The sequence below is a fragment of the Streptomyces kebangsaanensis genome (assembly GCF_001906585.1).
In the GTDB taxonomy this organism is placed as follows: domain Bacteria; phylum Actinomycetota; class Actinomycetes; order Streptomycetales; family Streptomycetaceae; genus Streptomyces; species Streptomyces kebangsaanensis.
The window spans coordinates 152,541-169,054 of sequence record NZ_JUJA01000146.1 but is presented as its reverse complement, the minus strand read 5'-3'; the positions used below and the strand labels follow the sequence as shown (position 1 = coordinate 169,054).

Genomic DNA, 16,514 nt, shown 5'->3' with positions numbered 1-16,514 from the left:
CGGGCGCGCACACGGGACGGGCGGAGCCGACGCCGGACGCGACGCCGCGCCCCGGGGCGTACCCCGGGGCGCGGCGGGTGCCCGGTCCTCGGGCAGGACAAACAGGCTGGCTCCGGAGTCAGTTCAGTGAACGGAAGCCCTGGAATCCGTTGTCGATGACCGTGCCCCGGCCCCGGATGTCGGCGTAGGTGAACAGGTCACCGTTGCCCCCGGTGGCCCACAGGCCGGGCTTGCCGTCACCGCGCATGTCGGGGACGGCGGTGTAGAGCGGACGGTTGGCGGCGGTCCAGTTGTTGCCGACCTGGATACGGCCCGCCAGGGACCCGAGTCCTGCACCGTTCGGACCGGTGGCGGTGAACAGGTACAGCTCTCCGGTGGCCTTCTCACGGCCGAGGATCGCCGTACCGCCCGCGCCCTCGCTCATCACACCCGGGGCCGCCAGGTCCAGCGAGGACCAGCCGCCGGCGCCGAGCAGGACCGGCGGCTGGTCGGCGTACTCGTCGAGGTAGCCGGAGGGTGAGCCGTAGTACAGCCAGAGCTGGTCGCCCTTCTTCACCAGCAGGTCCGGGTAGCCGGGCCGGTCGTCGGGGCCGAGGACGCCGTCGTCGTCGAGGTCCAGCGGCCCGTCGACGTCGCCGATGGCGATGATCTGGTCGGCGCCCTGCCAGTGGTTGTTCTCGGGCGACCAGACATCGAGCTCCCGGCGTTCGGCCGGGTCGATCGCGCCGGTGCCGTCGTTGGGCTCGGCCCAGAGCCGGTCCCGCCGCTCCTTGGCGTCGTGGAAGAGCGCGATCAGGTCCTCGTACCCGTCGTCGGTCCAGTCGCCCCGGCGGGTGGTCAGGGCGTCCTTGTAGCGGCCGGCGGCGGAGGCGGGCTCGCTCACCTTGACCGCGTTGCCGGTGCCGTCGCCGAAGTAGCGCTGGAGTGTGCCGGCGCTGTCGGTCGCCCACAGGTCGGGGTGACCGTCGCCGTTGATGTCACCGAGCTTGTCGGCCACCTGGGCGCCGTTGACGTAGAAGAGGTACGCCCGTGTGTCCGAGCGGTTGCCCGCCCGGTCGAGACCGCGTGCGTAGAGGTACTGCGGTCCCGCCTTGGTCGGCGTCAGCTCGACGGTCACCGAGCCGTTCAGCCCGGTGGGGGCCTTGGTGACCACCTTCGCGTCCATGGTGGACCAGTACTCGTAGGAGGCGATGTCCGTGGCCGCTCCCGGGCCGAGGGTGAACACGCCCTTGGTGCGGACCGGAGAGGTGTTGACCGGCCAGCCCGCGGAACCGTCCGGGAACTGCGGCGAACTCACGACCGGCGGAGTGCTGGGGCGTACCGGATCGAAGACGAAGCGGCATCCGGGAGCCCCCTTGGTGGGGGTCCAGTCGCTGGTCAGCTTGCCGTCGCTGGCCTGTGCCTTCCAGGAGAAGTTGCCCTTCGCGACGGACAGGTGGGGCGTGAGCTTGGACTTGGCGACGGTGAGCCGCGCGACCGAGCCCGAGGTGACGGCGACGGTCTGGTTGACGATCAGCACGCCGTTCGGGTCGTCGTTGGGGTGGTGGCCGGTCGCCCAGAGGTGGAACTTCACGTCGACCGTGCCGCCGTCGGGATCGCTGGCCTTGGCGGTGAGCTGGATGTCCGTGTCACCGATGTAGCCGTACGGCGCGGTGTCACCGCAGCCCGCGGCGTTCTTGGTGCTGGGGACGGTGTCCAGGGCGGAGGGAGCGGCGGGCGGCGAGTTGTACTCGGTGGAGAGGACCGCGGTCTTGGCGTCGAACTTCTTCCAGCCGAAGGTGTCCTTCTCGTTGGCCTGGAGGCCCAGGGTGATGGTGGCCAACTTGCCGTCGGCCGCCTTGACGGCGCTGCTCTTGACGCTGAACTCCAGGTTGCCCGCCGGGCAGGAGGTGCTGGACCAGCCCTTGGCGTCGATCACGGTGGCGAGCGGTGTGGTGGGCCAGGTGGGCTGCTTGCTCCAGGTGGTGGCGGAGCTGATGGCGCCGGTGGCGTACAGGTCGACGGGCTTCTTGGTGCAGGACCAGGAGTGGGTTTCCTTGATGCGGAAGGTCGAGTCCACGATCGACTTGCCGGCCAGGTTACGCGTGTCCATCGTGAACAGCGAGCGCCAGGTGCCTCCGGTGTCCGACTCGTAGCCGACCCGGGCAACGTTGTCCGACTGGTTCCAGAAGGAGGTCGTCGGGTACACCTTGGAGACCGCGGTCCAGTTGTTGCGGGCGCCGGAGACGAACGGGTCGATGTGGACCGGGAAGACCGTGTCCTCGGCGGTGAGCAGCTCTTGACTTGGCGTCAGCTTCAGGACACCGCCTTCGACGGTCGCGGACACCACGTCCTCCTTGGCACCGTCCGCGCGGGTGAAGCCGTCCTGTTCCTCTCCGGGCTCCGCGTCCCCGTCGAGGGCGGCGGCGAGCGAGCGTTTGCCGCTCGGCTCCACGTCCTTCGGGACGCCGGAGCTGTCCCACATGAACGGTGTGGGAGCGGTGAAGACCTCCTGGCCCGCGGGGTTGACGGCGGTGAGGTTCCCGGAGGAGTCGGTGCTCACGCGCACGCCGTCCGCGCTGACCGGGAAGTTCAGCCGGGCGATGCGCGGATCGGCCGCGGCCTCACGGGTCTTGACGACGAGAAGCTGCTGGAATCCGGTGACGCCGGCCCGCAGCTTCAGGTCCACCCCGGGGAGGACCTCGGGGTACGTGGCGGTGTCGCCGTCCAGCACCGGCTTCGGCAGCTTGCCGTCCCAGCCCAGGGACATGCTGCGGCCGTCGCGTCGGATGGTCGCCATGGCGGCGTCGCCGCCGCCGGAGAACTCCATCGCGGCGGAGGTCGCCCTGGGCCGCACGGTGCCGTCGGGGTCACGCACCAGGGTCGGATCGGCGTCGACCAGCCGGCCGTTCTGGCGGACCCGTACCGGTACCGCGTACGTCTCCTGGGTGAAGGTGCCGGACGGGTTGGCGAACGTACTGGAGTACTCGCCGCGTTCGGAGACGACCTCGACCGGGTTCCCGGTCTCCTCGGCACGCTTCAGGGCCTTGACGGCCGCGGACCGAGCGGCCGCGTCCTCCGGCTCCGCCGGTGCGGCCGGAACCGCGGTGGCGGTCAGGGGCAGCCAGACGCCGAGGAGCCCGGCCGCGACGGTGCCGATGACCACGGGACGCAGTCTTCGCCGTCCCCGGTCGGGGCGTGGTGTGGGTGACAAGTCTTTTCCCTCCCCCGCGTTTCGCCCTCCGAGTGCACGACTGCACAAGACCGGGGCGAACGCGACAAGCCTGTGTAGAAACGGTGATGCCAAACGCACAGAGAATAGCCATATCCCCGAACGAGCAAATTGGACAATATGTTGTATAAATGAGCCCCCACTCAAAAAGACAGTCGATTTTCAGCCATCTGTGGCCGGCTTCGAACCTTCCCTGAAGATCGGTGACGAATATCCTTCACCTGCATCAACACTTCTTCACAAGGGGGTACGGTGAGCCGTCCACCAACACCTGGCGGATACATCCAGCCAAGATCATCGGCAATGCGAAGAAAATGGACAAGAGCCGTTTCCGTCGCCGTGTCCGTAGTTCTGGTCAGTGGTCTCATAAGCGCCGAAGCAGCCTTTGCGGCGAGCGGATTGCGCCTTATTGACCTGGAGAAGACGCCGCCTGTCCCGGTTTCTCCGGTCAAAAGCCGAAAGGCGGGAAAGTCGGACGACGCGGCTCGTGACGCCCGTGCCGTCCGCCCCGGCTCCGCGCTGCCGAAGCCGGGCACGGCCGTCGTCGACCTGCCGGGCGACCGCGGGCGGCTGACGCGCGCGGGCACCCTGCCGGTACGCGTCGGCACTCCGCCCAACGCGCACGAGGCCGCGCCGCAGAGCGCCCGGATCCAGGTGCTCGACCAGCGGACCACCCGTCGGCTCGGCGTGACCGGGTTGGTGTTCGCGGTGCGCGCCGATGACGCGCTGAAGCGGACCTCGGCCCGAGTGAGCCTCGACTACTCGGCGCTGGCCGACCACTACGGCGCCGACTGGGCGTCCCGTCTCACTCTGCGCCAACTTCCTTCCTGCGCACTGGAGTCTGCGGATGCCAAGGACTGTGGCGCAGGCACCGCGCTCCCCGCGGACAACGACGCCGAGCGACAGACGCTGACCGCGGACGTACCGCTGGGCGCCGCCCCGGACGCCTCCGGCGACCCGGTCGCCCCGGCATCCGGCGACCGGCCCTCGGTGACCGGCTTCGCCGCCGGCCCCGGGGTCACCCTGCTCGCCGCCACCGCCGCGTCGTCCGGCGCCAACGGCGACTACAAGGCGACCCCGCTCAGCCCGTCCGGACAGTGGACGGCGGGCGACTCCTCCGGCAACTTCACCTGGGGCTATCCCCTGGAAACCCCGGACACGCCCGGCGGCCTCGACCCCGAACTGGGGCTCAGCTACTCCTCCCAGTCCCTGGACGGCCGCACCTCGGCCACCAACAACCAGACCAACTGGGTCGGCGACGGCTGGTCGCTGACGGAGAACAGCATCGAGCGTCGTTACACGTCCTGCAACGACGACATGAAGGACGGCAACAACAAGAACAAGAACGGCGACCTGTGCTGGGGCACGGACAACGCCGTCCTGTCGCTGAACGGCCAGAGCCACGAGCTGGTCAAGGACGACAAGAGCGGCGTCTGGAAGCTCAAGGACGACGACGGCACCAAGGTCGAGCGCCTCAAGGACACCGCCCGCGCCAACGGTGACAACGACGGCGAGTACTGGCGGGTCACGGACACCGAGGGCACCCAGTACTACTTCGGCTACAACCGTCTGCCGGGCTGGACCTCGGGGAAGACCGAGACCCGCTCCACGTGGACGGTCCCGGTCCACGGCAACCAGGCGGGCGAGCCGTGTCACGCGACCGATTTCGCCAACTCGTACTGCGACCAGGCCTGGCGCTGGAACCTCGACTACGTCGTCGACACCAGCGGCAACGCCAAGGCCTACTACTACGCGGCCGAGACCAACCGCTACGGCCGGAACGTCTCCCTCACCACCGGGCTGGGCACGCCCACCGAGTACGTCCGCGGCGGCTACCCGCTGCGGATCGAGTACGGGCTGCGCTCCGACAACGTCTACGCCACCAACGCGGCGATGGCCAAGGTGGAGTTCACGGTCGCCGAGCGGTGCCTGCCCGACTCCGGCTTCGACTGCGACCCGGCGAAGCGGACCACGGCCAACGCCAAGCGCTGGCCCGACGTCCCGGTCGACCAGGAGTGCAAGGCCGGCGACACCTGCAAGGACCGCATCGCGCCGACCTTCTGGACCACCAAGCGGCTCACCCAGGTGACCACCAAGGTCCTCGTCGGCTCCGGATACAAGAACGTCGACAACTGGACCCTGCGCCACCAGTTCCCGGACGCCGGTGACGGATCCACCCCGGCCCTGTGGCTGGCCGGCATCACCCGCACCGGTTACGCGAGCGACGGCTCCAGCAAGGCACTGCCCGAGATCACCTTCAAGGGCGTCCAGCTCCCGAACCGCGTGGACTCCACCGGCGACGGCATTCCGCCGCTGGTGCGCTACCGGGTCCAGGAGATCGACACCGAGACCGGCTCCAGCATCGGCATCACCTACTCGGACAAGGACTGCAAGCCGGGGGACCTCCCCTCGGAGACCTCCAACACCCGGCGCTGCTACCCGGTGTACTGGTCGTCGTCCGACTCCCCCGCGGCCGACCACAAGCCGATCAAGGACTGGTTCCACAAGTACGTCGTCACCCGGGTCCTGGAGAACGACCTGGTCGGCGGCTCGCCCACCCAGCAGACCGACTACACCTACATCGGCGGTGCCGCCTGGGCCAAGAGCGAGGACGAGTTCACCCAGGCCGACCACCGCACCTACAGCGACTACCGCGGCTACGGTGAGGTCCGCACCCAGGGCGGCAACGGCACCGACGGCACCCGGCTGGACAGCCGCACCCGCTACTTCCGCGGCATATCCGGAGCCAAGGTCGCCGACTTCGAGGGCAACGAGGTCGCCGACCACCCGTCCTTCGCGGGCGAGGAACGCGCCGAGATCACCTACAACGGCAGCGAGGTGATCTCCGAGGACACCTCCACCCCGTGGCGCAAGGGCCCCACGGCGACCCGGGCCCGTCCCGGTCTGCCGGACCTGACCTCCGACATCACCGGGGTGCAGGCGCAGACCACCCGCGCCCCGGCCAAGGGCGGCGGCTGGCTGCGCACCAGGACGGAGCGCACCTTCGACGAGTACGGCATGGTCGCCACCGAGACCGAGTACGGCGACACCGCCAAGTCCGGCGACGAGTCGTGCACCGTCACCACGTACGCCCGGAACACCGCCGCGAACATCCTGGAGCTGGAAGCCTCCGAGAAGGCGACGGCGGGCACCTGCGCGGCGCCCGGTGAGCTGATCTCGGAGACCCGCACCTACTACGACGGCTCCACCACGCTGGGCGCCGCCCCGACCAAGGGCAACGCCACGCTCCAGCGGGAGAACGACGGCGCGGGCACCGGCTTCATCGACGCCGCCACCACCGTCTACGACTCCTACGGCCGCCCGGTGAAGGTCACCGACACCCAGCAGAACAGCGTCCTGACGGCCTACACCCCGGCCACCGGCATGCCGACGAAGACGGTCGACACCAACCCGCTCGGCCAGACCCTCATCACCGAGTTGGACCCGGTGCGCGGTGTGCCGGTCGCGGAGACCGACGCCAACGGCAAGCGGACCGAACTCGGCTACGACGCCCTCGGACGGCTGACGGGCGTCTGGGAGCCCGGCCGGAGCAAGGCGGACTACCCCGACTCGCCCAACGCGGCCTACGAGTACCGGATCTCGCGCACCGAGCCCCCGGTGGTCACCACCCGGCAGCTGCGCGGCGACGGCTCGACGGAGACCAGCTACGAGATCTACGACGGTCTGCTGCGCGAGCGCCAGACCCAGTCCCCGTCGAGCTCCGGCACCGGCCGGGTACTGACCGAGACGCAGTACGACTCGCGGGGCCTGAACTGGAAGGTCTTCGACGACTACTACGCCACCGGCGCACCGGAACCGGAGCTGGTCGCCGGCGACGACACCAAGGCGCCGGCGGTGGCCCGGATGGTCTACGACGGCGCCGGCCGCCCGACCCTGTCGGTCGCCATGAAGTACGGCACCGAGACCCGGCGCACCACGACGGTGTACGACGGCAACCAGACCACGGTCGTCCCGCCGAAGGGCGGCGCGTCCAACACCACGGTCACCGACGCGCTCGGCAGGACCGTCGAGGTCATCGAGTACACCAACGAGGCCCGCACCACCTCGCAGTCCCTCACGTACGGCTACGACAAGCGGGGCCTGCTGGAGCGGATCACCGACCCGGCGGGCAACGTGCGCACGTACACGTACGACGCGCGCGGCCGGGAGACCCACTCCGAGGACCCGGACCTGGGCAGTCTCGACACCACCTACGACTCGATGGACCGGCAGCTCACCACGACCGACTCCCGGGGTGTGGTCCTGACCAGCGTCTACGACCAGCTGGGCCGCCCTACGGCGCTCAAGCAGGGGTCGACCGTGCTGTCCGAGTGGAAGTACGACTCGGTCGCCAAGGGTGAGATGGACGAGTCGCGCCGGTACGTGAACGGCGAGGCCTACGTGCAGCGCATCACCGGCTACACCGACGACTACCAGCCCACCGGCATCGAGGTGACCATCCCGTCGTCGCAGGGCGCGCTCGCCGGCACGTACGCCTTCGGGTTCGGCTACAACGAGCGGTCCGGTCTGCTCAGCCAGGTCAACCAGCCGGCCCTGGGCAACCTGCCCGCCGAGCGGGTGGCCACCCGGTACGGCGCCGACGACCAGGCGCAGGGCCTGACCGCGGGCGGCCGGATCCTGGTCAACTCCGCCACCTACGACCCCTTCGGCCGTCTGCTGCGCAACGAGTTCAACGACCAGGCACGGAGGCTGTACCGCACCTGGTCCTACGACGAGCACACCGGTGAGCTGCTGCGGACCACCACGGACCGCACCATGGCACCGTCCCGCGTCGAGGACACGCAGTACTCCTTCGACCTCGCGGGCAACATCAACAAGATCACCACGGTGACCGGCCAGGACGACACCAAGCTGACGGACACCCAGTGCTTCGTCAGCGACGCGCTCCAGCGGATCAGCGAGGCGTGGACGGCGAAGGACGACTGCGCCGCCCCTGCCAGCGCGAAAACCGTCGGCGGCCCCGAGCCGTACTGGCTGTCGTACCGCTACGACGGGATGGGCAACCGGACCGAGGAAGTGCGGCACGACACCTCCGGCAACACCGCCCAGGACGTGCGGCGCACCTACCACTACGCGAAGCAGGGCGGCGCCAAGCCGACCGCGCTGACCTCCGTGAGCACCACCAAGAACGGCACGGAGACGGTCACGGGCACCTTCGCGTACGACGCGACCGGCAACATGACCACCCGGGACACCGGCGGCCGGAACCAGAAGCTCACCTGGGACGCCGAGAACCAGCTCGCCAAGGTGGAGGAGGAGAACGGCTCCACCACCGAGTACACCTACGACGCCGACGGCAACCGCCTGCTGCGCAAGGACGGCACCGGCACCACCCTCTACCTGCCCGGCGGAAACGAGCTGCTGCTCACCCCGGCCGGCAAGAAGGAGGGCACCCGGTACTACGACTTCGACGGCGACACGGTCGCGGTCCGCACGGGCGGGGCGCTCCAGTTCCTGTTCGACGACCACCACGGGACGGCGACCACGGCGATCGACGCCACCACCCAGGAGGTGCAGCGCCGCTCCTTCGCTCCGTTCGGCGAGTCCCGGGGAGCGGTCTCGGCCGCGGCGTACTGGCCCGGGAGCCAGGGCTTTGTCGGGGGAACGGTGGACGGCACCGGTCTCACCCAATTGGGAGCCCGAGCCTACGATCCCTCGCTGGGTCGGTTCATCAGCGTCGACCCGATGACGGACGTCGGCTCGTCGCAGCGGATGAACGCGTACGCTTACTCGAACAACAACCCGGTCACCTTCTCCGACCCTGACGGACTCTTCTTCGGAAAGATCGTCAGCGGCGTGAAGAGCGTGGTGAAGAAGGCCACCAAGACGGTCAAGAAGGTCGTCCAGAAGGTCAAGCAGAACAAGACCGTCCAGAAGGTGGCCAAGAAGGTCAAAAAGAAGGTTGTCAAGAAGGTCAAGCAGGTCGCTCGGAGCGCGAAAAAGGTCCTCAAACGCACAGTAGCGTCGACCAAGCAGTACACGGTGAAGAAACACCACACCGCGAAGAAGAACCAGTCCGCCAAGAAGGCCACCACATCGGTGAGCACAAAGAAGACCAGCAAGAAGAACAAGCAGGACGAGGGCTTCTGGTCCAAGCTCGGACGCGAGACCAAGAAAACCTTCGGCACGTGGGATGGCTGGAAGGACAGAGTCCTACCGGGAGCAGCTTTTGCAGCCTGCCTTGTGGTGTCGGCCGGACTTTGCGTGGGTGCGGGGGTCGCGGTAGCAACTGCCACCTTGCTTGGTGATCGCGTTACGACCGGAAAGTGGGAGATGTCTACGTACGGTAAGAATCTCGCATGGGGCGCTTTTGGTGGCGTTTCGGCGTTCAAGTTCGCGCGCTGGGGCGGTGCAACGAGCAAGGAAGCACTATGGGGCAGCGCCATTGCGCGAACTCCAGTGCGAGTGCGGCCTGCCACCACGACCAGTGGCGCGATATGGAGGGACGGGCCCGTCGACTGGGCAGCGACACGAGGCACCATCGGAACCAATTCGGGGTTCAACTTCGGATTCTGTGGCGCCGGAAGTCTGAGTGTTGGCAGCCAATTCGGTTCCTGCTGATGCCTCAGAGGTGACATGATGAAATAGCGGGTGGTCGGCAGATTCTCATCTGCCGACCACCCGATTAGTGAAAGAGTGAGACGAATGGGACGTTACCGCAGCATCAAATCTGGTGTGATTCTATGGAGGAAGTCGTTCAAGGTGATCTCATGGCTCACACCCTTTGCGTATGGGGGTGTGGCGGCTTTCGCCGCTTTGGATGGGTTCAGGAGGCCGGATGTGGATGCGTTGCGGGCGGCGGCCTTGGTTCTCATTGCGAACGCCGGCACGTATAGCTTGACAAGGTCTCGTGTGCACCTGATGCCCACGGGGATCCTGGTTGTCAACTGTATGGCCTGGCGTGAGATTCCTTACGATTTCTTGCATAAGGCAGAAGGGGGTCGTGGGAGAGGTCTGGTCATGTATGTAAAGGGGGTTCCCGAGGAAGACGCCGAGGTCTACTCAATTGGGTTTGCCGGATCGCTTGTAGATCGGCATTTCCGTACAGCGGAAAGAGCGGCGAAAGAAATCAATAAAGCCAAGAAAAAGGTTCGCGACAAACGCGATTCCGACCTGGCCGTGCGGCGCGGGGTTGTTCGGGATGTAGTCGTCGAGGCATCCGTGCTAATAGCCTTTGGGCTTGCGATCACCTCGATTTTTGTTAGCCGCTAAAGATGCTCGTCCGGTCGGCCGTAGATTGGCTTGCCGCTTTCACCAAAAATGCCTTCGAGTGAGTCACTGTTGAGGTGCGCCGAGAACGATGGGCTGGGCCGCGACTCGCGGTAATATGGCCACGAATGCTGGGTTCAACTTCGGATTCTGTGGTGCTGGGGACCTCAGTGTGGGGAAGCAGATAGGATCCTGCTGAATGAGCAAGCCGGCTCGGGTGCTTTCTGCAAGTTCTCGATTCTTCGATATCTATCGAAAGAGTGGAGGTATGTGTGAAGTATGCCAGAATAAATTCTGGGCGCGTTCTTCGGCGCCCTTCCCATCGGATACTAAATTTCCTGATCCTTTTGGGGTTCATTGCGGCGTCTTCTCTCAGTATTTTTGGGGGATTCATAAAGGAGCAGTCAGAGGCGATTGAGGGAGCAGCCTTGATGCTGCTTCCGGGTGCAGTCTGCCTGCGAATGACAAGCTCTCGGATTCACTTGCAGGAGACGTGTCTGACGATTGTCAATCCACTGTTCTTCTTCTCGATCCCCTACAGCGCCATATACAAGGTCGAGTTGAGTCCCGGAGGAAGTCTGATCGTTCATGAGAAGGGACAGGGGCTTGAGGACGAGGGGCATCTTGTGGTGGGATTCGCCGGGTCCCTGATCGACCGTCGATTCGGGACTGCGGAGAAGGCCATGCGTGAAGTCCGTAAGCAGGTCCGTAAGGCGCGGCATGCTCCTTCTGAGGAGGCTAAGATCCGCAAGGGGATTTCAAGCAATATTTCCGCTGACTTGTTCGTGTGCGCGTCGGCGGCTCTGGGGCTGGTCTCGCTCTCCTACTGAGCCTGGACAGCCAGGGACACCTGGAGATCCAGGCGGTGCACGGAGAGCCCTGCATGCCGCTGGTGTTCCTGGGCTCTTTGGTCGACTGGTTCTTCAAAACCTCCGACCGTGCAGCGCTGGAGATCCGCAAGAGGCTGCCGGACAGGCGCCTGCCGGCCGAGGAAGCTCCTCCAATGCGGAAGAGGATGAGGCGAAGGGTGCGGCGGCTGACGGTGACGGCGCGGGGGTCGTTGGGGATGTAGAGGCAGTACTCCCAGGGGTCGGCGACTGTGGCGATACCGGTTTCAGGCATGGGTCAACTCCGTTCGGCGGGTGAGGGATCGGGTCCACGGCGGCGTTCGGGCGGTGGCATTGCCGCAGCCGCCATGGCAGGACGGAGCGGTGCACTTCCAGCACCCCGGGATGCCGCAGCGTGTGCGTCGCATCACCGACGGTAGATCTAAATCTAGGGACGCGGCAAGCCGGTCGCGTAATCTGACGCCGAACGAGTCGCGTCCACAAGCGCGTTAGAGAGACCAGTCGATGGTGAAGAGGCGCGAACCAACGGCACGCCAGTTGCGGCTGGCAACCGAACTGCGCAGACTCCGTGAGGCCGCGGGTCTCAACTCCCGCCAGGCAGCCGGGCTGCTCGGCGTGAGCCCCGCCCAGATCACCCACATCGAGTCCGCACTCGCGGGCGTGAGCGAGCAGCGACTCCGGCGCCTCGCCTCCCACTACGCCTGCACCGACAACGAGCTCATCGACGCCCTGGTGGCGATGGCCACCGATCGGACACGCGGCTGGTGGGAGGAGTACCGGGGCCTCCTCCCCACGTCGTTCCTGGACTTGTCCGAGTTGGAGCACCACGCCCGGCTCCTGCGCCACGTGGCGATCCTGTACGTGCCGGGCCTGTTGCAGACGGAGGACTACGCGCGTGCCGTCTTCTCGTCCAGGCTGCCGGAACTGACCGATGACGAAATTGAGTTGCGCATCCGGCACCGAAAGGCGCGCCAGGAGTTCACCATCCCGTACGAAGCGGTGATCCATGAGGCGGCGCTCCGGATCAGAGTCAGCGACCGTGCCACCTCAAGGGCCCAGCTCACCCGACTCCTCGAGCTCTCCGAAGCGGACCACATCACCGTGCGCGTCATCCCCTTCGACCTGGACGGCTTCGCCCGCGCCTCAAGCACGATGACGTACGTGGGCGGCCCCCTGCCCAGGCTTGACACTGTGGTCCGCGACGCGCTGCACGGTTCGGCCTTCATTGATTCCGAGGCTCAGCTCACCACCTACCGAACAAGTTTCCGTAAGGTGGAGGCCGCGTCACTCGAACCCGAACAGTCGCGTGAATTCGTCCACAGGCTGGCGAAGGAGCTGTGAGGAACCCCATGAACACCTGGCGGAAGTCGTCCTACTCGGGCCCGGGCGACGGCAACGAGTGTGTGGAGATCGCGAACTTCCCCACCCACACAGCCGTCCGCGACTCCAAGGCCCCGGCCGGGGCCACCCTCACCTTCCCGGCCGGCGCCTTCAACCCCTTCCTCGAAGCCCTCAAGGGCCGCACACCGGGGACCGACCTCGCCGGATTCGACGACTGACCAGTCCGGGGCGGCCGACACCAGGCGGGCACACACCCAGGACTCCGCGAGCGCCGGAAACGTCATGACGCACCCAAGTGCCTACCACAAGAATCGAACCACCCCGGTTCGAGTGGAGACTCCGATCTGTCCCGAGTTGTGCGGAGTCGACCCGGAGTGCTCCTGCCCCGGCTGAGCCGCCGGGCCCCCCTTGCACGCCAGTGGACGGAACCAGCCGGCCGGGAACGAGCCCAGTCGGCTGGTTCACGCGATGGCGGCGATGTCCCCGTTGTCGAAATAGATCGCCTGGTGCAGTTCGCCGCCCAGTGCGGTGGCGTAGCGAATGAGAACCTCCTGACCGGAGATCGCGCCCTGTTCGATGTGGGAGACCCTCCCCTTGCTGACCCCCATCCGCTCGGCCACCTGCTCCTGTGTGAGTCCCCGGGAGCGCCTGATCTCGGCGAGCCGGTGCCCGAGCACCTCGGCCAGCAGTTCCCGCTTGCCCTCGGCGACGGCTTCCTCGCCGCCCGCACGTTCGACGTGCTCGGCGCGGATGTCCTTCCAGCGTGTGTAACCGGTCATGGTGCGCCCTCCTCTTCCGTGCGCATTTTCAGATAGTCGGCGTAGCGGTGCTCGGCCAAGGGAATCGCTTCCTCGTACCACTCGCTCCAGCGGTCCCGTTTGTCCCCTGCCACCAGCAGAATGCTCGAACGCCAGGGGTCGAACGCGAACAAGACTCTCGTCGTCCCCGGGCGCAGTTCCTTGAGGTTCTTCAACGCCGAACCAGTGATCGTGTCAACGAGCGGACGACCCAGCCCAGGGCCACCTTCGGCCAAGGCATCCAACGCCTGGACCACCCGTGCATGCGCCGCCGGCTCAAGACCGTCGATCCACTCACGCACCTCGTCGACGACGTAGATCTCCCACTCGTCCTGTAGCACAACGCAAGTATACCGATAGATATACTCGGACGCTGTGGGTGTCGAACCGATGACCACGAGTCACTCTCGCTTCCCGCCACCTCTCGGCTGTCCCGCTCCTCGAAAGAAACCCGCCGGTCATGACCACCGCGCCCCGCGGGGACGGGAAGTGCGACAGCGGCCGGGCGGCGATCTTCACGGCCGATCGGTGGACGCCCGGCTCCTCTCAGCCGCTACGCGCCGCGGGCCGCGGTCGCGGCGGTCGCGGACCACTTGCCGGAGCGGAGGACGGCGATGGCGCGGGCGCGGTCGAAGGCGGCGACGGGGTCCGCGTGGCACGTCCAGGGCTGCGCGCCCACCCACGGCTCCAGCAGCCGGAACTGCTCGAGGGCCTCACGGCCCCGCCCGGCCAGGACCAGGGAAGCGGCGAGCGCATGCCGGACCAGCGGCAGCCTCGGGTCGTCGGCGGGAGCGGCGGCGACCGCGTTCAGGACGGCGTTGATCTCGGATTTCGGGTTCCGGCCCGCGAGCGGCACGGGGCCGGGGCCTTGCAGCGCCTGCTCGAAGGAGGCCTCCAGCGGCAGCACGGACAGGAGTGTGTGCGCGGGGGCGGAGGCGGCGGCCTCCCGCGCGAAGCGGTGGGCCAGCCGGTCCGAGCCGCACCACTTGGCGCACCAGTACTGGAGGGCGTTCAGGTGCCCGAAGAAGTGGTGCGGGGCGCGGGCGGTCAGCTCGCTCCACAACTGGCGGAACTCCTCGTGCGGCAGGACCAGTCCGCGGGCCGCGGTGACCATCGTGACCCAGGGGGAAGGGTCGTGCGGCGCCAGCGCGGCGGCCTCCTGGGCGGCGTACAGGGAGGTCGGCAGCAACTGGCTGAACCCGGCCACCTGTTCGGCGGAAACGTCCTTGGCCCAGCCGTCACCGCGGGCGTCCCAGGCCCGATGGAGCAGCGCCTGTGCGTACACGGCCGCCGCGTCGGGATCCTTGGGCCGTTCGGCCCGCCAGGCGCTCAGCCACCGCTCGTCCCGGGAGGCGACGGAGGCGAGCGCCGAGAGTCGGTCCCACCGCAGGTCCCAGTCCTGGCCCGCCGCGGCGAGGAGAGCCGCACCCGGGCGCCAGTCACCCTCCCGGGCCGCCCGCACGGCTTCGGCCACCTCCGGCGCGGGCGGGCCGCCCCGTGCCGGATCCAGCTCCGCACGCGGCAGGAGCCCGTACGCGGCGACGTCGATCCCGGCCGTCCCCCTCCGGTTGACCCGGGCCAGCCGGGTGGTGCTCCACACGGCCCAGATCATGACGGGGATCCCCAGGACGCCGAGGATGTTCAGAAGCATGGGAGGCATGAGCTTGCGACACCTTCGGATCGACGTACGAACGGATGACCTACATGATCATCCCGGACGACCGATCACAGGAAGCGCACGGACCGGAAAAGATTACCTACGCACCACGCCCGGACGCGAAGATCATTCGCTTCGCCCGGGCTCCCTCCGATCGTCACGTGGAGGAAACCGTCTTCGCGGTCGCCCTCGGCGGAACCCTCTCGCTGCACGCGGACTTCGACACCTGACATTCCCCTCGTAGCGTGGGGCCGTGCTCAGCGATCGGGTGCTCAGAATTCCACAGGCGCGCCGGTGAATGGGCGTGGAGATCCGCCTCCGCCTCCCGTTGCGGCACATCGCCCCGCGGGCCGATGAGGAGTTGAGCCATACGCTCCGCACGGGCGGGAGCACGGAGACGTCGATCCCCGCGGTCAGCCGTGCACCTGCCCCAGCCACTGCAGGGTCCGTCGGACCTCGCCCGGGAGCGGGTGGCCGGGGCCGTGGCGGCGCTCCGCGTCGTGCAGCAGGCGCAGCAGGGTGTCGTGGGCGGCGGCCCGGTCGCCGAGGGCGAGCAGCAGGTGTCCGATACGGCGGCGGAGTTCGAAGGGCAGGTCGGGGTCGGCGGCCGTGTACGGGTTCTCCGCGAACCGGTTCTCGAAGTACGGCAGCAGGGCCCGGTACTCGGTGAGCGCCGCGGCCGGTTCGCCGAGCTGTTCGAGGCACTGCGCGGCGTCGTAGCGGAACCGGAGGGACTGCGGGTCGGCGGGGCCGGCCTCGGCGGCCCGTTCGTCGGCCAGGCGCCGCAGTTCGGGCAGGGCCCGCCGGTACTGGCCGTCGTCCATCAGCGTGGCCGCGTACTGCTTGCGCAGCGTGCGGACGACCGGGGAGTGCTCACCGTGCTGGGCGGCGGCGGCCGGGAGGATCGCGCCGAGGATGTCGACGGCCTGGGTGATGCGGCCCTCGCCGAGCAGTCGTTTGACCTCGTCGACGGCGGTGGCGACATCGTGGTGGCCGCCGGCCTCGGCGGTGGGCGGTTCGGGGCGCGGCGCGGGGGTGACGGCGCGGTCGGGCCAGGGGGCGTGCGGGCGCAGGAAGGGGCGGGTGGGGTCGAGGGGGCCGCCGGTGTGCGGGCCGCGCGAGGGCAGCAGCGGCAGCAGTTCCTCGTACACCGCCTGGGCACTGGCCGGGCGGTTCTGGGGATCCTTGACGAGCAGTCGCAGGACGAGGGATTCGAGGGCGTCGGGGATCTCGGGACGCAGCCGGCGCAGGGGCAGGGGCGGTTCGTAGAGGTGGCGGTGCAGCACGCCGAGCGCGGTGGAGCCGGCGAACGGGACGCTCCCGCTGAGGAGTTCGTGCAGCAGCACGCCGAGCGCGTACAGGTCGGTGTACGGGCCGACGGCGCCGCCCATGGCCTGTTCGGGGGCCATGTAGGCGGGGCTGCCGATGGG

10 protein-coding genes and 2 pseudogenes are annotated in these 16,514 nt (G+C 67.9%); 6 read left to right on the top strand and 6 right to left on the bottom strand.

Annotated elements, in window-relative coordinates:
* Positions 1-118: 118 nt before the first annotated feature.
* On the bottom strand, positions 119-3,145 hold the full coding sequence (locus RH94_RS23100) for an FG-GAP-like repeat-containing protein (RefSeq protein WP_073949532.1): 3,027 nt from the start codon (positions 3,143-3,145) through the stop codon (positions 119-121).
* Positions 3,146-3,610: 465 nt separating this feature from the next.
* Between RH94_RS23100 and RH94_RS23095 the strand changes: the two genes are divergently transcribed.
* The 3 genes from RH94_RS23095 (at position 3,611) to RH94_RS41520 (ending at position 11,271) form a co-directional block, all read left to right on the top strand.
* Positions 3,611-9,793 (top strand): RHS repeat domain-containing protein, encoded by a 6,183-nt coding sequence (locus RH94_RS23095; protein ID WP_234425976.1) that lies wholly within the window; start codon positions 3,611-3,613, stop codon positions 9,791-9,793.
* A gap of 84 nt (positions 9,794-9,877) precedes the next feature.
* On the top strand, positions 9,878-10,444 hold the full coding sequence (locus tag RH94_RS40400; RefSeq protein ID WP_143204058.1) for a hypothetical protein: 567 nt from the start codon (positions 9,878-9,880) through the stop codon (positions 10,442-10,444).
* Positions 10,445-10,713: 269 nt separating this feature from the next.
* A complete protein-coding gene (locus tag RH94_RS41520) occupies positions 10,714-11,271 on the top strand; it encodes a hypothetical protein (RefSeq protein ID WP_199881038.1) in 558 nt (185 codons plus the stop codon).
* Positions 11,272-11,452: 181 nt separating this feature from the next.
* On the opposite strand, the pseudogene RH94_RS44280 reads toward RH94_RS41520, so the two are convergent.
* Positions 11,453-11,563: pseudogene (locus RH94_RS44280) on the bottom strand (ATP-binding protein); the annotation flags it as partial.
* Positions 11,564-11,793: 230 nt separating this feature from the next.
* On the opposite strand from RH94_RS44280, the gene RH94_RS23085 reads away from it, so the two are divergent.
* Complete coding sequence (locus RH94_RS23085; protein ID WP_073949528.1) at positions 11,794-12,630, top strand: helix-turn-helix domain-containing protein; 837 nt, start codon at positions 11,794-11,796, stop codon at positions 12,628-12,630.
* Positions 12,631-12,638: 8 nt separating this feature from the next.
* Entirely contained in the window at positions 12,639-12,848 is a 210-nt protein-coding gene (locus RH94_RS23080; RefSeq protein WP_073949526.1) for a DUF397 domain-containing protein, read from the top strand.
* A 243-nt stretch (positions 12,849-13,091) separates the two neighbouring features.
* On the opposite strand, the gene RH94_RS23075 is transcribed toward RH94_RS23080, so the two are convergent.
* From RH94_RS23075 to RH94_RS23065, 3 genes are all read right to left on the bottom strand, one after another.
* A complete protein-coding gene (locus RH94_RS23075; RefSeq protein WP_073949524.1) occupies positions 13,092-13,409 on the bottom strand; it encodes a helix-turn-helix domain-containing protein in 318 nt (105 codons plus the stop codon).
* Positions 13,406-13,768 carry a type II toxin-antitoxin system RelE/ParE family toxin gene (locus RH94_RS23070; protein ID WP_073949679.1) on the bottom strand — a complete coding sequence of 121 codons (363 nt, stop codon included), beginning with the start codon at positions 13,766-13,768 and terminating at the stop codon, positions 13,406-13,408. Before RH94_RS23070 ends, RH94_RS23075 begins: the two co-directional genes overlap by 4 nt.
* Positions 13,769-13,980: 212 nt before the next feature.
* Complete coding sequence (locus RH94_RS23065) at positions 13,981-15,087, bottom strand: DUF4034 domain-containing protein (RefSeq protein WP_143204057.1); 1,107 nt, start codon at positions 15,085-15,087, stop codon at positions 13,981-13,983.
* 44 nt (positions 15,088-15,131) lie between these two features.
* On the opposite strand from RH94_RS23065, the gene RH94_RS23060 reads away from it, so the two are divergent.
* Positions 15,132-15,314 carry a hypothetical protein gene (locus tag RH94_RS23060; protein WP_143204056.1) on the top strand — a complete coding sequence of 61 codons (183 nt, stop codon included), beginning with the start codon at positions 15,132-15,134 and terminating at the stop codon, positions 15,312-15,314.
* A 183-nt stretch (positions 15,315-15,497) separates the two neighbouring features.
* Here RH94_RS23060 and RH94_RS23055 read toward each other — a convergent pair.
* A pseudogene (locus RH94_RS23055) lies at positions 15,498-16,514 on the bottom strand (serine/threonine protein kinase); the annotation flags it as partial.